The following is a 22075-nucleotide window of genomic DNA, read 5'->3' as shown; positions in this document are numbered from 1 at the left end:
GTCCTGAGCTGAAATGACTGAGGAGATTCCAACCAAGCCGATGCCGCGCCCGGTGTCTTGTCCGGACTGTGGGCGTCCCATGCCCCTGGATGGCCCCATGTGGTTATGCCCGGCTTGTTTGGCTGCGAATTTCTTCAGCTCGGATGGTGCCGAACCCTTGTCCATGGATGAGCCGGTGCGGGCCGCTGGGGACATGATTGGGCGCTATCGTTTGATGGAGCCCATCGGCGAAGGCGGCTTTGGCATCGTTTATCGTGCGGAGCAGACGCAACCGTTTCAGCGTCAGGTGGCCTTGAAGTTGATCAAGCCAGGATTGGATAGCCGAGTCGTCGTCGCCCGATTTGAGACGGAAAGACAGGCCATGGCTTTGCTGGATCATCCGAATATCGCACGTGCTCTCGATGCGGGAACCACGGCTGATGGGCGTCCGTTTTTCGTGATGGAATTGGTGGAGGGGCTGCCGGTGAATCTGTTTTGCGCGAAGCACAGGTTGACGCTCAATGAGCGTCTGCAACTCTTTTTGGACATCTGTGCGGGGATGGAGCACGCGCATGCCAAGGGCGTCATCCATCGTGACTTGAAGCCTTCCAATGTGATGGTTTCCACTGGGCAAAAGGGAGATTTGCCGAAGGTCACCATCATTGACTTTGGCATCGCAAAAGCACTCTGGCAGGAACTGACACCCCATACGCTCTACACGCATCCACGACAGATGCTGGGAACGCCGGAATACATGAGCCCGGAGCAGGCTCTTCATGGTGGATTGAATATCGATACTCGAGCCGATGTGTATTCACTGGGCGCGCTTTTGTATGAGATGATCACCGGGCAACCACCGCTGAGCGGTGCGCAGCTTGCCCAGACAGGCCTGGATGAATGGGTGCGCGTGATTCGAGAGGTCTCTCCGGTTCGTCCATCGCGTCGGTTGGCCACGCTTGGGGCTGAAGCGCAAGAGTTGAAACTCCTCACTTCAAGAACCGAAAATGAATTGGATTGGGTGGTACTGAAGGCTTTGGCTAAAGAGCGCGAGCGTCGGTATCAAACCGTGCGTGAGCTCGCGGAAGATGTGCGGCGTTTTCTGGGAGATGAGGCAGTCAGTGCCCGACCTCCTAGCCTCAGCTACATCACCCGAAAGTATGTGCGGAGGCATCGCGGACAGGTTCTAGCAGCGGCTGCCGTGGTGGTGGTTTTAGTGGTGGGGTCGGTGGTCAGTTTGACCATGGCCATGCGTGCCGAAGTGGCGGAGAAGAAAACACGTCATGCCTTCAGCCTTTCGGATACGACGGCGGCCCACGACAAGGTGGCTAGCCAAAAGTATGGTGAAGCCGTGGCTCTCTTGTGTCGAGCCTTGCGATTGGACCCGCACAATCGGGAAGCGGCTTTCCGACTGATGACTCTGATGGCAGAAGCCCCTGTGGGCGTGATGGATTGCCCATCGCTTCAACATTTTGAATCCATTTGGCAAGGGCGCTTTCTCCCGCCGGATGGGAAGCAGATTTTGACCGCATCCGTGAGGGACGGCATCTTGGCTTTGTGGGATTGGCAGCCTGGGAAGGTGAATCGCGTCCGCAGTTTTGTCATGCCCGATGCCATCTCTGCCTTTGCTGTTTCTGCAGATGGCCGCTGGGTGGCTTCGGGTTCAGTCGCTGAAAAGAGCTGCCAAGCGCGAGTGTGGTCCGTTGAGAGTGGAGATTTGCAGGGGCAACCCCTGATGATGCTTGGTGAAGACAACGCGGTTAAGGGGAGTCCTCACCAAGTGGTGTCGATGGCTTTTTCTCCCGATGCACAACTCCTCTACACTAGCACCTCGGACAAAGCTCTACGAGCCTGGAGATGGGTTGACTCGACTTTGGCATGGGAGGTCAGAGGGACATCCGTGGCGCGGTGTCTCGCTGTCTCCAGCGATGGGGAACGTGTGGCGGCCGGTTATGATGATACTCGGTTGGGGCTTTACGAGGCCTTGAACGGTCAGGTGATTCATGAGGCACCTGTGCAGCGCAATCGAGTGGAGGGGGTGATGTTCAGCCCCGACAGCAAGAGGGTGCTCATCAAAGGGGGGGATACCTTTTCGGCAGTTCTGGATGCCAAAACGGGTCAAAAGCACGGCAATCTCGAGCACTATGATCGGCTCTATGATGTGGCGGTCGAACCAGGAGGCGAACGTGTGGCGACAGGGGGGCAGGACGGTTACGTGCGGCTACGAAATCTCAAAGGTGTATTCATTCATGCCGAGCGTATGCCGGATGTGGTGCGGTCGCTGGCCTTTTCACCGGATGGTCGTTGGCTGGCTGCTGGAACGCAGGAACCTCAGGCCACCGTATCGCTCATGGATGGTCAAACCGGCGTGCCTCTGGGAGCCCCTCTCCAGATGCATCGCGTGGTGACGGATCTATCGTTTCATCCCCAGGCACAGAAGCTTCTCGTGACCTGTCATTCTGAAACGGCGGCGGTCATGGACATTCGTTCGCGACGATTGCTCCCCCAGATTTTACAAACGGGTGAACCTGTGATGATGGGAGGTTTTTTGCCTGAGGACTCCGGCGTCTTCGTTTTGACAAATTCGGGCACGTTACGGCGCCAAGATTGGGCGGGGCATCTGTCAAAACCTCTCGTCGAGTTGGGCCGAAAACCTTCGGCTTTTTATCAAACCACAGGCCGACAACCGAGATTGGTGATAGCTGCCGGGGTACGCATGACCACCGTTAATTTAGTGACATGGCAGGTGGAAAAGGAGGGCATGGCCCCTGGTCCTGTGGTGGAGCTTCACGCGACGGAGGATGGGCAACGCTTGCTGGCTTTAGATGCGAGTCGGGAATCGGTCAGTCTGATCTCGCTGGCTTCCAATAAAGTTGGTTATTCTTGGGAATCCGATCAGGGAAGTATCACGGCTTTGACCATGAGTCGAGATGGGCGGATAGTTGTGACGGGACATCCGAATGGGATGCTTGTTTTTCATGATCTCGTCCATGAGGCGAGATGGGCGGTGAAGTCCCGAAGTAAGGCTGAGGTGTTGAGCTTGACGTTGAATCCCGATGGCACTCGTTTGGTTTCGGGTTCACAGGACGCTCTTTTGTATCTCTGGGATGTGAAGTCGAGGACCGAAGTGCCAGAATCTTTAGCGAGAACACCTCGCCACGCCGATAGCTCGATGGCAGGTGGTGTGAAGACACTGTTTGCTCAAGATGCCCAGCAGTTCCTGAGCTACAATTCGAGGGATCTTCGCGTTCGCAGTTTTAGCGCGCAGACAGGGCAACACACAGCCCCTTATTTGACTCATACCAGTCCGGTCACGCACGTTGTTCAGTCTCCTGAAGGAGGGCTCCTGCTGACCGCTGAGTTGGACAATCGTGTCTCCTTGTGGAGCTTATCGCGTTATCTGCCAGCGTCTGTGGGTTTCCAATTGAATGCTTCCGTGGTGAGTCTGGATTTTTCGGCCAATGGCCGGAAAGCATTGGCCGTGGAAAAGACGGGAGAAGTGTCTGTCTGGAGCCTTCCTCCTTCAGAAGGACTCCCATTGCCAGAATGCTTTTTGCGTTTTGCGGAGGGATTTGGCCGCTGGAGATTGACCTCAGAGAATGTCTTGCAGGTGATGTCGTATCAAGTGTTCGATGAAGCCCGCCGAGAAGTTTTGGCTTTGCCTGATGATCCCACCAATCCTCAAATCGCCTGGATGAAATGGTTGGCTGCCGATCCTGACGAACGTGCGGAACGGCCTGAGTGATTTTTTCTCGCTCGGTTGTAACGAATTGAAGGGAATGCGGTGGAAGGAAGCAGCGAGCCCTGCTTTCTATGACTTTCCCCCGGTCTTCTTACTTTCGATTCATCGCCCTTTGCTGCCTCATTCTTGGCAGCTCTGTGTCAGCCATTGGCCAGACCATCAACAGCATCCAAGTTCTCAATCGTGGAAACGAGGCGAGCAGCACTTACTTGATCGCGGCTGATAGCGTGGATGGCGATGCCAATACCAATCGTCACTATGTGACATGTTCCAGTAGCGTGACCTTTCCATCGGCGGGCACTTATCGTTTGCGGTATCAGTTGATCGATTCCTCGGGAGATGTTTTGACGGAAGTCTTCAAAGCCCTTGGGAGCGTCAGTGCAGGCGCCACGATCAATGACTCCTCAGACATTACGAGTTTTCCTTCGCGGATTGGCCCGTATGAGCGGACACGGTTGAAAGTCGAGGTCGCGCGTCGAGAGGCAACGGGTTCACCGCCTCCGTTTGACTTTGCTTGGTTCCCTCAGGCCAGCCAAACCGAAGCCACCGGGCGCGCCTATTATCACTTTCCCAGCGTGACGACGGGAGATCCAGAGCGCAATGTCATTGCCCAAATGACGGGTGCCACTTTAGCCGTGCGTCGTTACCTCGTCGATAGTGTGAGCGGAAACGAATACATCCACGCAGCGGCCGGGTTTCGCCTGCTTCGTTATGATGCGTGGGATAGCATCGTCAGTGTAGCGACCAACATCGCGGTGACTTTGAAGCTGGAACTGCGGCGCGTGTCCGATGATGGGGTGATACAGGTGCTCAACGATCAGGGAAACGCAGCGGATTTTACGGAGCGCCCTTTCACAGTTTCGATCTCGCCATGGGTATCCCAGAGCGGCATCAAGGTGCCTGTCACCGTCACGGCCTCGGATGTGGACCTGCTTGATCTGAGGCTGGACCCTGCCGAGTGGCTGGATTTTGATGAGCAGTATTATGTGAAGGTAACGGTCCTGCATGAGGAGGTTTTAGGACAACCGAAAGTCACCGGAAACGCTTGGGATACGTCGGATGCCCAGTTTTTCCATTTCACGGGCAAGCTGATATTCGGTGCGATCAATACTCAGTTCACAGCTTTGAATGGCTCCATCACGACGGTGAATGTGGCCGAGCCTCGACTCAACGTTCCCGTAGCTCAAGACGCAGGTGGGATCAGTGGGACGGAACTATGGACCTTTGGCACGGGACAAAACTTGGAGGTTCTGCTCAAGCCGGGAGGAGACGCGGTTTTCAAGGGAATGTCCGTAGAGGTGAGTGGTCCGACGGGAGAGCCAAATCTGCTCAATGGAGTCCAATACAGCTTTGAGAATCTGGTTTTGACTCAAAGCGGATTGGTGGGCAACGTTTCGGCCTGGATGCCTGTGGGCAGTGGATACAGCAGCACTTTGACGGAGAATCGGCTGCAAAATAAGCTAGGGCCTGTGGGGAGTGTGGCGCTCAACCAAAGCCTCGCACCCACCTCGTCGGTGGCCTTTTCAGGAAGTCCCAAGTTTTTCGTTCATGAAGAGACCAAGCCTTTTAAGACCGAGGCTTCAGTCATCACGTGGAGCCCAAGCCTGGGGCGTTTCACGCTGAATGCGACAGCGGTGCACTCCCTGAGGCGGCCTCTGGTGGATGCCATGGAAACCATTCCAGGTTTGGCCAATGAGTTCAAGACCAAAGCCTCCAACGATGCCTATTGGAATGAAGTCGCCACGATCAATACGACACCCTATCTCCAGGCCAGTGTGACCGGGGCTGCTCAGTTGCATGCGACCGTCAATCTGTTGCCTAACCGATTTTTCTCCACGCACTTTCCCAAGAACACCAGCATCAATTGGACCTCGGGTGTCGTGCAGATTCAGGGGGACTCCATCAATTCAGCCAACAGTAGCTTGGAAGGTGTTGCTGGCGTGACCGTGCCTTATGGGCGGCATTGCACGGAGGTGGTGGACGAGTGTCCAGGTGGGGAGAAGAGTTTTTACTACTATCGCATTAATCCTGATAGCAGTCGCCTGCGTTTCACCCCTGATGGAGGATTGCATGGGAGTGGGGCCACCGCTTTCTCACACCTGATCAGTTGGGGTGTTCTCAATGAAGAATCTCCGGCGGCTCATGAAGCGGTGACGCCCTTTCAACGCGGTAGTTTCTTGATGAGCGGTCATTTCTTGCCGACCACCCTTTTGCCCTTCGGTAGCGGTTTAACCCCCGCCTACATTCATCTGCGCGGCGTGGACCCCGCCAATCTAACCCAATCCGAATTGCCCGGGTCGGCGGCCTATGTGACAGGGACAGGCGATTATGCAGGTATGAATCTCAGGGCTCCAAGCTCGGATGCCGCGTGCTCGTTTCGCAGTCGCTTGGGAGGCAGTTTGTCAGACGCCTATGAGCTCACTTCCAACAGCAAGTTTTACCTTCGTTATGGCGGTGTGAGCGGCGTGCAGCAGGCTCTGGGGGGGCTGTCTTCGGCTACGGGATTGTTGATGGGATATCCGGTGGTGTTTGACACCTTCGGTCTGAGTTGGCTGAGCAATGAAAACATCCTTTCTCGCACCGATGGCTCACTTCTGGTTCCAGAGCCTTCGGATTTCACCCTGGCTTTTGATGATCTGACCTTCACTTGTTTAGGGGCACCTTCCATCGGGGGAATGGCAGGGGGCAGCTTGACGGAAGACTTGGATTACTGGCAGGCACCCTTCACCGCCTTCGGCCTGGAGTTTAAGCATGAGGGCATTTGTGATCCGTCGGCAGGGTTTCTAACCGTGGCTATGAGGTTGGCGGCCAAAAATATTTCGCAGCCCTTGACCGGTGTTTTGGGATTCCGCCAGAATGGCCAGGTCATTCGTCCGGCAGATCATCTGGCTGACATCACCTCAGAGTTACCGCTGCCTGCGGTGTTCCGGGTGGATGGTCCGAAGCGGACTTCCGAATCTCCAGCGGAGTCTTATGCATTCACGCCAACGAGGTGGGCTTATCTCAACCACGAAGCTGCGGATAGTCGTCCACCGGATGTCGATCGCGTCGGCTTTTGGAATCTGGTGGGCCGTATGGATGTGCCTTTCTTTGAGGATTTGAAAGTGCATGCGCATACGAGCGCCAATCCCGCCGAACCCTTGGCGAGTCTGCATGTGACGGGTGGATGGGGAGAAATGTTTACCGACCGGGACTTTGACGCTGCTCATGTGGGTTTCACCGGCAGCAGTCCGGCGAGTTATCGGAGCAGTGAAGCTCATCGCACCCATGCACATCAGCTCTGGTTAGGTCTCCTTGATTTCAACTACCCGCTGCAATGGAACAGCGCTAGACGCACCTTCAAATCTCCTTCGACCGTGCCTGCGGATCTTCTCATCATGGAGGCTCAGCATCGGGTGGATTATCTCAGTCCTGATCAGACTGAGATATCTTTCGGAGTCGAATACACGGGCCTACCCCGCATCAGCATCAGCAATGCCTTGACCAATCTGGTGGATGAAAATGTGGGGGTGGCGAGCAGCCTAGCCCGTTCTGCTGGAGATCAAGTTTTGGCAGGCATTGAAGGCGGAGTGGATGGTTTTGCAGACCTGTTAACGGATCGACTGGACGCGATGCTGGCGGAGACGGTGGCGGGAGTCGTCAATCCAGGCTTGGAGGTGTTTTTTGTTCACGTTAAGGCCGCTGCGGGAGAGGCGGTGGCGGCCCAACAAGATGTGCGTCAAGCCGTTAAGGATGTGGTGGATACTTACCTGAGACCCTCCCGGGAGGCGGCGGATCGGGAGCAGGTCAGTCAGATCGAGGGACCACCTCTGGTGCCGATCTCAACCCATCTCGCGTCCTGGGTAGGTGACCTGGATACACAGGCGGGTCTCGTGCCCTCATTAAATTTACGCTTGTCAGGGATCGAGACCTCGCTCTTCGCCTTCGCTGGAGATGCGGATGATCTTGAGAATCCACTCCCGAACGCCGGTGTTCTGGGGCGTGATGCTTTCGGAAGCCGTGCGGTGTTGGATGCTCTGGTGCAGAACCTCGTGACGGATTTGGCCCCTCAGTATGTTAATGTGATCCAGTCCGCGCCCCGTTTTACCTTCATCCAAGAGGCGGAAGGCGCGCTATCCCAGATTCAGGCTTCCTTTCTGGATATTCGAGAGGCCATCTCGGCCTTGAGAAAGCAACTCGATTTTGAACTGCCCAATCACGGGTTCTTGGACCAACTGACGGACTTACAGACGCAGCTTGATATTGACCTGCAAGGTTTGGTCTTGGAGGCGCTCGCCGATGCCGTGCAGGCTTATTTGGACGAGGTGTTGAATGAGGCCACAAGCACCTTCCCAACAGAAGCGGAGATGAACGCTTACCTGGATCGCTTGAGGGAAGATATCGAAAGTCGAGTCCGACGGGAGTTGCTGACTCGGCTGATGGCTACCCCTGCGATACGGGGGGTGCAGGAAGCCTTGCGGGCGAAACTGCAGGTGGTGCATCTCGCTTATCGAGAAGCGGTGGATGCGGCCTTTGACGAGGTGAATCAGATCATCCGCAAGGCGTTGACCGGGGCGCTGTCGGGCCTGGACGATACTCTCAATGGTTATGCCAAGGGGTTGGGGGATGTGATCCAAGCAGGACGCATCACAGGCCATGCCCATATTCAGGGCGAAGCCTTGCGAGAACTGCGGCTAGATGCACGGCTGCAACTCGGCATCCCCGATGAGACGCCGCTCAGATTCGATGGGTATGCTCGCTTTCAGCAGTTGGACAGTGTGGGGCCGGGAGGTTGCCCTGATATGGGAGGGCCATCGCCTGTCTCGGCGGGAGAAGTCACACTGGGTGCTCGTAACACCTCTTTAGAATGGCTCAGCCCGGGCGTGCAGGCAGACGTGGAGGCAACGGTGGGTTTCTATGCTCCTCAGGGCGTGCCTCTGCCCATCAGTGTTGGCGGACGTTTTGAGACGGTCGGCAGTATGGGGTTTGGCGGTGCGGAGGTCACGGATGTGAAAGGGACGGTGAAAATCGGCATGGCACCGGGGCAGAACGGTTTGGTGCTGGGAGAAAATTACGTCGGGCTTGCAGGGGCGGTGCGTTTGTCCGGCTCGGGGCTGGAAGGGTGTATTTTCTTGGGACGCGCTTGCACGCTGGAACCGATCCTCTTTCTCAATCCGCAACTGGGGAACGTGCTGGGCAGCGGAGGTTTCACAGGTGGATACGTCTTTGGTGCGGGCCGACTGCCGATCGTGGACTTTGGCTGCTTGTTGAATCTTTCGGCAGGGATTGGCGCGGGCGTCTTTTATGCCGCGGAAGGCCCGACTTGGGGGGGCGAAATGCAGATGAGTGCCAGCGGTGAGGCGCTTTGTGTGATCAGCGTCCGAGGGGATGTCAATTTGATCGGCGTGAAGCGGGGGGATGATTTTCGGTTCTCGGGTCAAGGCCGCATCAAGGGCAAGATCGGTGTGTGTCCCTTCTGCAAGCGGTTTAACAAAACGGTTCGCTTCACCTATCAGGGCGGCTCTTGGGACGCGGATTATTGATCTCGATGTGGAGGCTCAGATTTTAACTTTTTAGCTCATGAAGGTTGTTCTTTGTTTTTTGGTTTTGAGTTTCTCCTGGGTGTTACCCTGGATGGCATCGGCTCAGCTCCCGGATGATGTGGGTTTCATCTCCATGGTGGGCACCACGACTCAGGTGGAAGGGCAGTCCTGGGCCTATTTGCTCTGGCAGTCCACCGAAGACAGCTTGGCTGAGGGAAGCCGATTGGCGCTGTATCGTCGGGATACCCCGGCTGGATTGTTTCAGCGATTGGCCGTAACGGCGGATCAAGGTGATGAACGCACCCTCCAGGCCTTGATCCCCAGAGCTGTGCGTCTGGGTCAGGATGTGGAGGCCCTAAACAGCAGTCTGCGGCGGATGTTTCAGGATCTCGTGCCCAGCGAGGAGGTGTCTCTCGCCGCACGGCTGTCCGCGGTCATTCGAGGAACGCGCGGCGATACGGAGCGGCGCACCTCTCTGGCCTTCGTAGCCCGCAGTCACCCTCTGGTTGCCATGGCCTTAGGCCAGGCGTTGCCAGACCGTCTTCCCGCTCCAGGGAGCTACACGTATGAACTGCGTGAGTTTGACTCCGCGGTTCAGGAGGATATTCGAGTCTTGGGACGAGTCACGGTGGATACTTCTGCTGCGATCCGTTTGCCCGCCCCTGGGCGTCCTTATGTGATGCTCTTGCCGGATGCCCGAAAACAAGAAGGCCATCTTTCAGTCCATCTGCGTTGGGCCACGCCTAACTCCTTGCGTGAACTGGCTCTGAAACATTCCGGGTATCGCGTCTATCGGGTGACGCGTGCTTATGCGGAGAACGGTGCCCGCAAGTGGCAAAACACACCTCCGAGTGCCGATACCTTGCTGACGGCGGCTCATACGGTGCCTGACCAAGTGCACCAAGTGAATGCAGCGCCGATTTATCCCGATCAACTCATGGATGAGGGAGTTGGGGCGACAGGGGCTGAGAATCCGGGGGATCAGACCACCTACTTTTTTACGGATGACAATGATCGCTTCGATCCGGGTGGAGAGCCCCTGCCCAACGGAGCCCAGTATTATTACTTCGTCACGGCGTTAGACATCCTGTTGCGAGATGGCCAGGTTTCTCCAGGTAGGCTCACGACGATTTGTGATCGCATGAGACCCCCGGCTCCCGTCCAGGTTCGGGTGGTTCCTGAGGTGAATTATGTGAATGGCGAAAGCATTCAGCAATTGCTGGTGCGTTGGGCACCCGTCCAGGATGCAGATAGCAGTGTGTCCGCGTATCACGTCTATCGCTGGAGCAGTCTCGAGGAGATGCAGGAGAAGGGGAATCAGCCTGAAATGAATCGTGTAGCCATCATTCCTCATGATCCAGAAGCGAGGGAATACCGTTATCTGGATGCAGGCCATGGAGCGCCTCGTTTTCCTCCGCTTGAGGGTCAGCCCGACATCTCGGGGACGGGATTCATTTACACGGTGCGGGCGCTTGATTCCGGAGCCTGCGGGGCCAACGCCTCACCCCACAGCGCTCCTTCTCGAGGCGTGATTCGCGATCCTGAAGGCCCGGCAGCACCTATCGGGCAGGTAGTGATTCAGTGTCATCAACCTGTGGTGGAGTTTACCTCAGCGTCGCTGAAACCTGAAACCGGACTGACGGAGAATGCTTATCATCTGGAATTGGTGTGCGTGACTCCCTTTCAAGAGACCTTTGAATGGACGGAGTTTCGTTTCGGCGATGGGTTCACTTACGTGGCCAGCCCCGTGGGGCGTGTGTATTTCGGAGATCGCGGCACCGAGTCCCAGATCGCTCGGTTGCTGCTTTCACGGGAGGCTTGGCCCAACCAGATCTACTGTCGGGCTGCCCTGCGAGGTGGGCGCACCAGTGACTGGGTGCAGGCGACCGTTTCGGCTCCCTCCAAAGCCCGAGATCAGCGACTTCAGATCCTTTTTACGGCTTCACTCAACAGCACGCCGGCCATCGCTGGCGGGGCCTGTGGCAGCACCCATTTGACGACTCAGCCGGGAACGGATGACGTGTCTCCGATTTGTATGTCGGTGATGCCGGCACCTAGCACACGAGAGCTAAAGATCTATCGGCAGGTGGATGACGGGCCGCTGACCTTGGTTTCGGTTCAAGAAGTGACGCCCGGCACACCGGTGCAGTGGTGTGATGGAGAGCTCCCCGTGACCCCGGCTGACAATCAGTATTTTGTCCAAGGCTTCGATGAAAATGGTCAGCCGAGTGAGCTGGTTCGTGCAGGGGGGGAAATTCATACCGGTTCATCAGCCGCTTTGCCGGTGCCCATGTTGCTCCCTCCTGAGCACCTGGCGAATAACAAGGCACGCCTGAGTTGGTCATGTGCCTCTTATGGTGTGGAGCGTTTTGAGCTTTGGATTGCCAAGAAGCAAGGGGTACCGAACACGGGTTGGAGTGGCAGCCTGCTCAGTGACAATCTGGCCCTCATTCGTCCGACGCGGAATCCTTCGTCTCCTAGCCAGGACTTTGGCGTCTATCAGACAGGGCTCGTGGGTGGACTTGCGACCCTCCAAGACGGGGCGGTCTTCTATGTGGATGTCCCAGTTCAGACACTCCTGACTTATCACGTCTTGGTCCGTGCTGTGGATCGAGGCCGTTTTGGGGATCGCTTGGCCGGTGGTTTCTCCAACATGCAGGTCTTTCAGTGGAATGCGTCGGAGGTTAATCCAGGGATCCAGGTGCCTTGGCCTGCGCGAGATTTGCCCGACGCTGTGGCCGCGACGACGTTTCATCCGCGCATCAGGGCCGTGTATCTCCCGAAGTTGATTACCAATGGAGATTGGCAGGGAGTGGGGATTCGGATCGGTGAATACGATTATGTGGGAGGTAATAGCACCTTGATCAAAGTGGGAAATCCAGGGCCTACGGGGTTGCCCCAATATGCGCTCAAAGATCACATCGATCCAAAGACCATGCTGTTTCGGCGGGTCTCGGCCGCCGCCAACAGCGAGCGTGAGGACGAATTGCTCCCTTGTGTGCTTTACCGAATGCAGACGAGTTCGGCGGTGAGTTTGCTCCCCATCTCGGCGGATACGGCCCAGGCGTCTCCTCTGATGGAAGTCATCGCCCACACGCAAGAGACGGCGAATGCGGACAATGTGACTCAGATCCACGATCCTTTTATCAATATTCAGGTCAGCGGCATCCCTGGCGGAATTCATGGGGAGATCTTTTGGCTCGATCGAAACCCGGTCATCGCCGGGGCCTCCTACACCTACATGCTGGTCCGCTACGCCAAGAACGGAGAGATCGCCGAGATCCTGACCACCAACGCTGTCCAAATCCCATGAAGAACGTGAACTGGAACTTCCTACGGTGGATCTTATTAGCTCTCAGCCTGAGCGGTGGGGGGCAGGGGGCGGAGTTTGTCCACGAATCTCCGAGCGGCTTTACGACAGCCGGAGATGTCAATGGCGATGGACGCTCAGATGCCGTGCTGGTGGATCGCGTGAGTGGTGTTGTGACCGTGGGGATTCAGCAGGCCGATGGCAGCCTCATTTTCCGCCCACCTGTAGCGTCTGGAATTCCTGAAGTTTCCAGCATGGCGATGGGCCGCTTTCAATCGGCAGATCAAGACACCCTCGCACTCACGGCTCCCTTGGCGAATCGGGTGGAGGTGATTTCTCTCCAGGCAGAGGATCTGCTGCCTTTTCAGGCGCAGTATCCTCTGGCGGAACCGCAGTTCCTGGCTGCGTTTGGCGAAGGTGCGTTCGACGATATCGCTTTTGCGGGTGGCTCCATGGGGACGAAGTCTCTCGGTCTCATGGCGAATCTGCAGAACGGGAAATTCACCCCGACGGTGAGCTCGGTCACATCAGCCACGCTGAGCGGCTGGAATCCGGTGACGTTTTCTCGGACGGGGACGGTGAGGCTTGCTTATTTCGAGCAGGCCGTGTCTGCCATCCTTCGTGTTCACACATTACCCGCAGGAGACTATTCCGATCCTCTTTCCGTGAGTGATTTGCGTGCTGATTCGCGGCTCGCTTATGGTCAGTTCGACTCAGCTCAGAGTGACTTTTTCATCTATGTCCCTGGTCACGAGAAGGTGGACGTCTTGAGTGTGGCGGCGAACGAGAAGAGCTTTCTGCCGGGGCAAACAGCCGTCTTTGACGCACCAGTGACGCAGATGCTGCGGCTGAAAGGCGAGGCCGAGGAAGCGGATCAGATGTTGATTCTCTCTGCCGATGGGTCGGCAGGAATCTATGACTTCAGCCGCGCCGGAGGCTTCATTTTGGAGAAAGCACTGGATCTCACCGGAGATCCTGGGGCAGCCCAGACCGCTGTCGTTTTGGCTGACGGTTCCTTTGCTCTGCTGACCGGGCGTGGTGCCGATGGGGGACCTGTGGCTTATCGTCTGTATCGTCGAGGGCCTGAGGGCTACTTCGCCCATTCGGGGGGAACGCTACCACGACTCGGGCAGGGGAGTGCCATGTGGGGAAATGTGTTCTTCTTCAATGGGGTGCCTTTTCTGGAGGAAAACCCACGCTTGGTGGGGCAATGGAGCGTGGGGGATTGGTCCTCGGCGATGATTTTTGGAGCCACTCCGCGAGCCGATGGAGAATCCTTTGTGAGCAGCACGCTGGGGCTAGGCAGTCGTTTTACCCGCCAATTCAATCCCAAACCCATGGGGGCTATGGGGGCCCTGGCTAACCAATACCGCGATGATATTTCCCTGGCTCGGCTGGACCGAACCCCTCGGGTGTTGGGGGAAGTCTCCTCCGGCGTTGGTATTTCACCGAGCGGGGGAGTCTTCAGTGAAGCTGTGCTGGTGAGCCTGACCGCAGCGCAGCCCGGTGCTTCCCTGCATGTGCGGCGGACGGGATCAGTCGACTTTGAGCCCTATGGGGCTCCATTCTATCTGTTTCGGGAAACAACGGTGGAAGCCTATGCCAAACTGACCACAGGAGAGCGCACGCCCGTGACAAGAGTGGTGTTTCATTTCAACCAACCTCCCGAAAAGCAGGATGCGGATGGCGATGGCGTGCCGGACTTTGTCGAAGTGGCCCGGAACCTGGATCCCACCGGTGGAGCTGATTCGGATGGAGATGGATACAGTGATCTCGAGGAGCTTTTAGCAGGCACCTTGCTCAATGATCCAGAGAGTTTTCCGAATGAAGAAAGGGCTAACACCGCTGCTAAGTTAAATCTCGCCATTCAGCCGCTGCCGTGGGATGGCGGGTCTAACCATGAGGTTTACGCGAGCGTGGGGCTTGCTGTGGAGTGTCATGAAGTGGACGGAGCTTTGTTAGGTGCCGGCACGGCGGACAAGCCTTTGGATCAGCCGGTCGCGGTCTTTTCTGCTCAGCCCGCAGAGGCGCAGCAGCGTTTGTTAGTCGTTAGCACACCGCTGCATTATTCCCTGCGCAGTGATGGGGAAGGGGAGCGGCGTGGCAGGGAGTTGATCGGGCTGATCGAGGTGCCTCCGGCAGTGCCGATCGAAGTCGCCTACCAATACCAAGATGGAACGCTCGGAACCGAGGTGCAGAGCTGGATTACTGCAGCACAGGCTGCTTACCGCTCAGCCAGTCCGCCTCTGGTGATCAAGGCGGTGGGGGTGGATGAGACCCTGGCTTTTCTGCTCATGGAAGCACGCCTTGCGGATCTGTTGCAGTTCCGTGGGTTAGGCGGCTCGACGACGGGTTTCAGCCTAACTCCTTTTCGTGAGCATGAGTATCGGGATCCCTTTTTCCCTTCCACGGTGTCCAGTGCGGAACTGCGCAGCTTAGAACGTGCCGTGGGTGACCCGCAGTTTTCCACAGCGGTCCGCTTGCATGATCTGCTGAGACATTATGAGACGGTGGTGCGCAATGATGCCATGGATCCAGCCGTCGAACTGCTGAAGCGTCTCGCCCGTGAGGTTTACCGAGTGAGTAGCCAGCACCATGATGAAGAGCCTGGCCTGCTCAAACCACCTTTGGACGTGCTGCGGCAGTTTGTGCGTTTCATCAATCTCGACCAAGAATATGCCAACCGCGTCAATCTGACGGAGGCTGAACTGCAGCAGATTTATCCCATCCTCTACCCGCTTCGCTTTGATTCACCGGTGAGATCGCACGTGACTCTGACCCTCCAGATCCCAGAAGAAACGCCCCTGGACGGGCTGACCTATGCGGCGTCCGTGCCTGAGGGCGAGTTGTATGTGCTCATGGATGCCAGAGGACGTCCGTTTGAGCTCCCCGGGCATTTTCGGGTGACCCCAGGGAGCCAGTTTTCCATCACCGCTTACGATGATCTGCCCAGTGTCGGTGGAAAATCGGCCCTGGAAGTGCTTTCTTTGAGCCTAACAACCCTTCCTCTTCCGAGTTCCACCGATGCCGACGGCAATTTGTTACCCGATGAATGGGAGTTGCTGTTTTTTGGACGCATGGGGCTCAATGCCTCTCTGTCCATGGATGGCAGCGGCTACAGCTTGCTCCAGGAATTCCTGGCTGGCACAGATCCCACCGATGCCCAGAGCAGCCCTACGGGTGAAATTGCGACTTTCCGTTTCGGGCCTGTTTCCCAGGAGCGACAGCCTGACGGCAGTTTCGTGATTGAGTTTGCGTGGACCAATACGCTCTCAGGAGCCTTCGAGTTCGTCGTTCAAAGTTCTGCGGACTTGGTTCACTTCTCTCCCTGTGATGCAGAGATTCAGAGTCTAGGGGAGAATCGCTATCGAGCGATGGTTCCCGCCTCAGCAGATCCGCGTGCCTACTACCGGGTGGGTGTACGTCTGCCATAGGATCAGAATCCTATTTAGTCGGTGAAAGCGTCTTTGCATTGCCTGAGATTTCGGCGAAATAAGCCGCTGTGAGTAAGCACCACCACCACCATCATGAAGGCTGTTTCCGGCCAGAGCCTGAAAAGCTCCTCAAAGAGGCGATGGAACGTGCCCGCGGTGCTGGCCTACGGCGGACAAAAGCTCTCGAAGATGTCTTGAGCATCCTCATCCATGCCTGCCAACCCCTGACTCTGGCTGACATCGCCGAATCAGAGGAGCTGGATAGCGGGGCCGATAAGGCCACGGTCTATCGTCTTTTGATGAAATTGGAGGAGCGTTCCTTGATCCGGCGATTGGGCCTGCATGACCGCGCCGCCTACTACACGATCATTTTACCTGGTGAACACAGTGATTACCTGATTTGTAATGACTGCGGGCGGATAGAGAAGCTGGATATCTCCTGTCCGGTCGAGGCATTGGAGAAACAAATCGCCAAGAAGTCAGGCTTTAAAAAGCTCTATCATGAGCTCGAGTTCTTCGGTCAATGCCCGGAATGCGCTCAGTAAGTCGGCTGCAAAAAGCTGGTAATGAGCGGTTTACGCGGGTTCTGCAGAGGCATTGACTTGAGTGACACTCGACGGTTTGCAATGCCAAGTCCCATCGGTGGTCAGGCCTAACACGATCTATGGTATGTAGTCTAACCAGGATTGCGACGCGATCTAGCCGCCAAGAAAAGTGCCCGGAAAGCCGCATTTACTTAGCATAACTTAGACAATGAACTGTGAAAAAGTGCAAAAACAGTCAAAAAACATCTTGCTAAGATGAGGATCCATCGCAAAGTGCGCGCTCCCCGGCCCAGACGCTCCTCGTGAGTGTCGGCTAAACGATTCACGAGAGTGAGTCTTTCGCTATCGGAGCAGTGAACCGGAAAAACACTGTGCTAATCCCTGACAATAGGGGTGAGGCACTGTCTCTTCTGATTCCCGCCTGATTTGGCCATTAAGGAACGGAAAACTTTTCAGACCATGCCCACCATCAATCAACTCGTCAGACACGGCCGCAAAGATAAAGCGGTGAAGTCGAAGTCGCCTGCGCTTGAAAGCTGCCCGCAGCGTCGCGGCGTTTGCCTTCAGGTCATGACCCGCACGCCTAAAAAGCCAAACTCGGCTTTGCGTAAGGTTGCCAAAGTTCGTCTGACGAATGGTTACGAAGTCATTGCCTACATCGGCGGTGAAGGTCACAACCTCCAGGAGCACAGCATTGTGTTGGTTCGTGGTGGTCGTGTAAAAGACTTGCCGGGTGTGCGTTACCACATCGTCCGCGGAACTCTGGACTGCCTTGGAGTTGATAAGCGTCGCCGTGGTCGTTCTAAGTATGGTGCTAAGCGTCCGAAGAAGGGTGCTGCCGCCGCTGCTCCTGCCAAAGGCAAGAAGTAAGCCTCAGTTAAACTGAATCTCTGTTAATTACACACACGCCCCTTTACCGTTATGGCCCGCAGAAAACGAGTTTACGACAAGCCGGTTCACAAGGACTCTCGCTATGATAGCCAACTTGTGGCTCACCTGATCGCTCGCGTGATGCAGAGTGGTAAGAAGTCCCTCGCTGAGCGCATTGTTTACGCTGCTATCGAGCAGTTGAATGAAAAGTCTGACTCCATCGACCCGCTTGAGCTCTTTAATCGTGCGATCGATAATGCGAAGCCGAAGGTTGAGGTGAAGGCCCGCCGCGTGGGTGGTGCTACTTACCAGGTTCCTCTGGAAGTGAATACGGCTCGTTCCGAGTCTCTGGCGATGCGCTGGATCGTTGGTTATGCTCGTGGTCGCAAGGGTGTTCCAATGCACCGCGCTCTTGCTAACGAGCTCAAAGAAGCTTCCACGGGTCAGGGTTCCTCTGTCCGTAAGCGTGACGATGTGCATAAGCAGGCTCAGGCCAACCGCGCTTTCGCTCACTTCCGCTTCTAATCTGGCGCTTTTCACATCACGCTGAATCGTTCACACCACACTTTTTTGTCCCATGTCGAACCCTAATTCCCCTAGCCGCGAATATCCTCTGGAGCGCACCCGTAACATCGGGATCTGTGCCCACATCGACGCGGGCAAGACGACTCTGACTGAGCGTATCCTGTTCTACACAGGGATGATTCACAAGATCGGTGAGGTGCACGATGGTGCTGCCACCACCGACTGGATGGAGCAGGAAAAAGAGCGTGGTATCACCATCACCTCCGCCGCTGTGACGGCTCGCTGGAAGCAGCTTAAGGAAGAGGGAATCTTCAAGCTTCGTGAGCTGGAAGACATGCGGGTGAACATCATTGACACTCCTGGACACGTGGACTTCACCGCTGAAGTGGAACGTTCCCTTCGTGTTCTTGATGGCGCGATCTTCGTTCTTTGCGGTGTGGCAGGTGTGCAGCCGCAGTCTGAAACCGTTTATCGCCAGGCTGAGAAATACAGTGTTCCTCGTATCGCCTTCGTGAATAAGATGGACCGCACAGGTGCCAACTTCGAAAACGTGGTGAAAGACGTTCGTGAAAAGCTGGGTGCCAATGCCTGGCCGATCCTGATTCCAATCGGCGCTGAAGACAACCTCTCCGGCCAGATCGACGTGGTGAACCAGAAGGCGATCATCTATTCTGATGATGACCGTTTCGGCTCTACCTACAAAGTGCGCGAACTTGAGGGTGCTGAAATCGCTAAGGCTAAAGAAGCCTACGATGGTCTCCTTGATCAGGTCTGCAGCCATGACGAAGAGTTGGGCATGATGTTCCTTGAGGAAATGCCAATCGGCGTGAAGGAACTGAAGGAAGGTCTTCGTCGCTGTGTGATCGCTAATAAGATCATCCCAATGGCCGGTGGTTCTGCCTTCAAGAACAAAGGTGTTCAGTATCTGATCGACGCCGTCATCGACTATCTCCCAGGACCCCTTGACATTGAGCCTCAGAAAGGTCACGTCATTGATGAGCCTGAAAACGAAGTTGAGGCCATCCCAGATGACAACGGCAAGTTCATTGCCCTTGGTTTCAAGCTCTGGTCCGACAAATTCGGTCGCTTGGTGTTCTTCCGTGTCTATTCCGGTTGCGTCAAGAAGGGTGACACCATCTACAACCCCCGCACACGTAAGTCTGAGCGCGTGGGCCGCTTGATTCAGATTCAAGCCTCCGTCCATAAGGACATCGAAGTCTGCTACTCAGGTGATATCGCCGCCCTCGTGGGTGTGAAAGACGTCCGCACCGGTGACACCTTCTGTGATCCAAGTCTGGAAGTTCTGCTTGAGCCTCCAACCTTCCCTGAGCCTGTGATCTCCATGGCTGTTGAGCCGAAGACCAAGGGTGACCAGGAGAAGATGGGTAACGCTCTGCAGCGTCTCTCGGAAGAAGATCCAACCTTCTTTGTCAAGACGGACGAAGAGACCGGCCAGACGATCATCGCTGGCATGGGTGAGCTTCACCTTGAAATTCTCTGCGACCGCCTCAAGCGCGAGCACAAAGTGGAAACCAACACTGGCAAGCCACAGATCGCCTACCGTGAGACCCTCACGAAAGAGGCTGATGGTGAAGGCAAGCTGGTCAAGCAGTCCGGTGGTCGTGGTCAATATGGTCACGTCGTCATCAAGGTCCGCCCTGGTGAAAAAGGTTCCGGCATCGTGGTTGAAAACAAAACTGTCGGCGGAAGCATTCCGAAGGAGTTCATCAACCCCTCCAAGGCTGGCTGTATCGAAGCTGCTATGAACGGCATCATCGCCGGTTACCCAGTGATCGACATGCACATCGACCTGGTTGATGGTTCGAGCCACGACGTTGACTCCAACGAAAACGCTTTCAAGATGGCCGCTATCTTCGCCGTCAAAGACGCTCTGAAGAAAGCCAAGTGCATCCTCCTTGAGCCAATCATGGCTGTCGAAGCTTCCACTCCGGAAGATTATCAGGGTGATATCATGGGTGACCTTAACCGTCGCCGTGGTAAGATCCAAGGTATCGACACTCGCGGCACCACTGCCATCATTCGTTCTGAAGTGCCTCTTGCGGAAATGTTCGGTTACTCCACCACCATCCGCACCCTGTCTTCCGGTCGAGCCAGCTACTCCATGCAGCCTTCCCACTTTGAGCAGGTGCCACAGCAGATCGTGGATCAGATCGTCGAGCAGCGCGGCGGTGACAAGAACTAAGCAATTTTCAAAGATAACTATTCACGCCGGACACACGTCATGAACAATCAGAGAATCAGAATCCGCCTCCGCGCTTACGACTATCGCGTGCTTGATAAGAGCACCGCAGACATCGTCGAAACCGCCAAGCGCACGGGTGCCAAAGTGGCCGGCCCGATCCCGCTTCCGACCCGTATCGAGAAGTTCACCGTGAACCGTTCTCCGCACGTGGACAAGAAGTCCATGGACCAGTTCGAAATCCGCACGCACAAGCGTTTGTTGGACATCGTTGACCCCACCTCCCGCACGGTGGATGAGCTGAAGAAGCTCAACCTTCCTTCCGGCGTGGACATCACGATCAAAATCTAGTCTTAACCTTCGAACGACCTACTGGGAGGTAAAACATTATGTCTTTAGGATTGATTGGCAAAAAACTCGGTATGACCAAAGTCTATACCGACAAAGGTGAAGCGATTGCTGTCACAGTGGTGGACGTCAGCGGAAACGCAGTGGTCCAAGTGAAGCAGGCTTCCGGTAAAGATGGTTACTCTGCCGTTCAGATCGGCTACGGAGACCAAAAGGAGTCCCGCCTGAGCAAGCCAGCTCTGGGTCACTTCAAGAAGCACGGCACCGCTCCAAAGCGCATCGTTAAAGAATTCCGCGTGACTTCTGACGATCAGCTTCCAGCTGCTGATGCAAAGATCGATGCCAGCCTTTTCAGCAACGGTCAGTGGGTGGACGTGATCGGAACCACCAAGGGTAAAGGTTTCCAGGGCGTTGTGAAACGCTGGAACTTCGCCGGTCAGCCCGCCACTCACGGCTCCATGATGCATCGTCGTCCTGGTTCCATCGGTTGCCGTCTGACTCCGGGTCTGGTTTGGAAAAACCAAAAAATGCCTGGTCATGATGGTGTGGATCGTGTGACCACCCAAAACCTGAAAGTCATCCAGAGCCGCCCAGAAGATGGCGTGCTTCTCATCAGCGGAGCCATCCCTGGCAACAAAGGCAGCATCGTCGTGGTGCGCCCTGCCAAGAAGAAGCCTGCCCCAGCCAAGTAACCCCGGAGGAATTGAATCATGTCAGCAACCGTTCTTTCTACTGAAAGCGCCAAGCAGGCGAACCTGAACCTTGTCGAAGGTCACCAGGGTAAGCAGGCTCTCAACGACGTCCTCGTCGCTTATCGCGCCAATCGCCGTCAGGGCAATGCCCACACCAAGTCTCGTGCTGAAGTCTCCGGATCCGGCAAGAAGCTTTGGAACCAGAAGGGCACTGGTAACGCCCGTATGGGTAGCAAACGCTCCCCGATCTGGTCTGGTGGTGGTGTCGTCTTCGGTCCCAAAACTCGCGACTACTCCAAGAAGACCACGAAAAACGTCCGCAAGCTTGCTCTTCGCACCGCTCTGACCGCTCGTATCGTGGACGGCGCCGTCTCCACCATCTCCGACTTTGCTGTCGCTGACGGCAAGACCAAGAGCTTCGTGAGCGCTGTGGCTTCTCTTTCCACCGCTAAGAAGACTCTCATCGTCGGTTCCTTCGATGAATTGACTTTCCGCTCCGCACGCAACGTGCAGAACGTCCAGCTTATCTCTGCCGAAGAGGTCAACGCAGAACACCTGCTTCTCTACCCGCAGGTGCTCGTGACCACCGACGCTCTCCCAACTCTTGCCCGGAGGACTGCCTGATATGAAAGATCCGCAAACGATCATCCAAACGATTCGTCTCACAGAAAAAGCCACGATGCTTGGCGAAACGAACAATGAGTATGTGTTCGTCGTGCATCCCAAGGCTAACAAGCTGGAGATCAAGCAGGCTGTCGAAAAGCACTTCGGCAAGAAAGTCGAGTCCGTCCGCACCGCAAACTACGCTGGCAAAGCTCGCCGCGAGCGCCGCGCTGATTATGGCCGGACCAATCATTGGAAAAAGGCCGTGGTTCGCCTCAAAGAAGGTGAGCGTCTCGACCTCGTGTAAT

12 protein-coding genes are annotated in these 22075 nt (G+C 56.0%); all 12 read left to right on the top strand.

The window, feature by feature from the left end:
- The first annotated feature begins 13 nt into the window (after positions 1–13).
- Positions 14–3721, top strand: a complete 3708-nt coding sequence (locus B5D61_RS21930) for a WD40 repeat domain-containing serine/threonine protein kinase (RefSeq protein WP_078815588.1) — start codon at positions 14–16, stop codon at positions 3719–3721.
- A gap of 68 nt (positions 3722–3789) precedes the next feature.
- The gene (locus B5D61_RS21925; RefSeq protein ID WP_078815587.1) at positions 3790–9240 is read left to right on the top strand and encodes a hypothetical protein; all 5451 of its coding nucleotides are present in this window, start codon (positions 3790–3792) and stop codon (positions 9238–9240) included.
- 37 nt (positions 9241–9277) lie between these two features.
- Positions 9278–12553 carry a fibronectin type III domain-containing protein gene (locus tag B5D61_RS21920; protein WP_078815586.1) on the top strand — a complete coding sequence of 1092 codons (3276 nt, stop codon included), beginning with the start codon at positions 9278–9280 and terminating at the stop codon, positions 12551–12553.
- Positions 12550–15984, top strand: coding sequence for a chitobiase/beta-hexosaminidase C-terminal domain-containing protein (locus B5D61_RS21915; RefSeq protein ID WP_078815585.1), 3435 nt, complete (start codon positions 12550–12552; stop codon positions 15982–15984). The genes B5D61_RS21920 and B5D61_RS21915 overlap by 4 nt, the downstream gene beginning before the upstream one ends.
- A gap of 140 nt (positions 15985–16124) precedes the next feature.
- Positions 16125–16529, top strand: a complete 405-nt coding sequence (locus B5D61_RS21910; protein ID WP_078815584.1) for a Fur family transcriptional regulator — start codon at positions 16125–16127, stop codon at positions 16527–16529.
- 459 nt (positions 16530–16988) lie between these two features.
- Positions 16989–17399: a 30S ribosomal protein S12 gene (gene rpsL / locus B5D61_RS21905; protein ID WP_078815626.1), complete on the top strand. Its 411-nt coding sequence runs from the start codon at positions 16989–16991 to the stop codon at positions 17397–17399.
- Positions 17400–17450: 51 nt separating this feature from the next.
- Positions 17451–17924, top strand: a complete 474-nt coding sequence (rpsG, locus tag B5D61_RS21900) for a 30S ribosomal protein S7 (RefSeq protein WP_078815583.1) — start codon at positions 17451–17453, stop codon at positions 17922–17924.
- A 52-nt stretch (positions 17925–17976) separates the two neighbouring features.
- Complete coding sequence (gene fusA / locus B5D61_RS21895) at positions 17977–20127, top strand: elongation factor G (RefSeq protein WP_078815582.1); 2151 nt, start codon at positions 17977–17979, stop codon at positions 20125–20127.
- Between the two features lie 39 nt (positions 20128–20166).
- The gene (gene rpsJ / locus B5D61_RS21890; RefSeq protein ID WP_078815581.1) at positions 20167–20475 is read left to right on the top strand and encodes a 30S ribosomal protein S10; all 309 of its coding nucleotides are present in this window, start codon (positions 20167–20169) and stop codon (positions 20473–20475) included.
- A gap of 38 nt (positions 20476–20513) precedes the next feature.
- A complete protein-coding gene (gene rplC, locus B5D61_RS21885; RefSeq protein ID WP_078815580.1) occupies positions 20514–21164 on the top strand; it encodes a 50S ribosomal protein L3 in 651 nt (216 codons plus the stop codon).
- An 18-nt stretch (positions 21165–21182) separates the two neighbouring features.
- Positions 21183–21788: a 50S ribosomal protein L4 gene (gene rplD, locus B5D61_RS21880; RefSeq protein ID WP_078815579.1), complete on the top strand. Its 606-nt coding sequence runs from the start codon at positions 21183–21185 to the stop codon at positions 21786–21788.
- A 1-nt stretch (position 21789) separates the two neighbouring features.
- Complete coding sequence (rplW, locus tag B5D61_RS21875) at positions 21790–22074, top strand: 50S ribosomal protein L23 (RefSeq protein ID WP_078815578.1); 285 nt, start codon at positions 21790–21792, stop codon at positions 22072–22074.
- The last annotated feature ends 1 nt before the right edge of the window (position 22075 follow it).

It is taken from the genome of Prosthecobacter debontii, assembly GCF_900167535.1.
Classification (GTDB): domain Bacteria; phylum Verrucomicrobiota; class Verrucomicrobiia; order Verrucomicrobiales; family Verrucomicrobiaceae; genus Prosthecobacter; species Prosthecobacter debontii.
Note: the sequence above shows the minus strand (reverse complement) of the source record. Positions and strands in the feature narration are given on the sequence as shown.

Excerpts from the sequence above, each read along its gene's own strand:
- B5D61_RS21930 (WP_078815588.1), top strand. The coding sequence starts at position 14 with ATGACTGAGGAGATTCCAACCAAGCCGATGCCGCGCCCGGTGTCTTGT.
- rpsG (WP_078815583.1), top strand. The coding sequence starts at position 17,451 with ATGGCCCGCAGAAAACGAGTTTACGACAAGCCGGTTCACAAGGACTCT.
- B5D61_RS21915 (WP_078815585.1), top strand. The coding sequence starts at position 12,550 with ATGAAGAACGTGAACTGGAACTTCCTACGGTGGATCTTATTAGCTCTC.
- B5D61_RS21920 (WP_078815586.1), top strand. The coding sequence starts at position 9,278 with ATGAAGGTTGTTCTTTGTTTTTTGGTTTTGAGTTTCTCCTGGGTGTTA.
- rpsJ (WP_078815581.1), top strand. The coding sequence starts at position 20,167 with ATGAACAATCAGAGAATCAGAATCCGCCTCCGCGCTTACGACTATCGC.
- B5D61_RS21925 (WP_078815587.1), top strand. The coding sequence starts at position 3,790 with ATGACTTTCCCCCGGTCTTCTTACTTTCGATTCATCGCCCTTTGCTGC.
- rplD (WP_078815579.1), top strand. The coding sequence starts at position 21,183 with ATGTCAGCAACCGTTCTTTCTACTGAAAGCGCCAAGCAGGCGAACCTG.
- rplC (WP_078815580.1), top strand. The coding sequence starts at position 20,514 with ATGTCTTTAGGATTGATTGGCAAAAAACTCGGTATGACCAAAGTCTAT.
- rpsL (WP_078815626.1), top strand. The coding sequence starts at position 16,989 with ATGCCCACCATCAATCAACTCGTCAGACACGGCCGCAAAGATAAAGCG.
- fusA (WP_078815582.1), top strand. The coding sequence starts at position 17,977 with ATGTCGAACCCTAATTCCCCTAGCCGCGAATATCCTCTGGAGCGCACC.
- B5D61_RS21910 (WP_078815584.1), top strand. The coding sequence starts at position 16,125 with ATGGAACGTGCCCGCGGTGCTGGCCTACGGCGGACAAAAGCTCTCGAA.
- rplW (WP_078815578.1), top strand. The coding sequence starts at position 21,790 with ATGAAAGATCCGCAAACGATCATCCAAACGATTCGTCTCACAGAAAAA.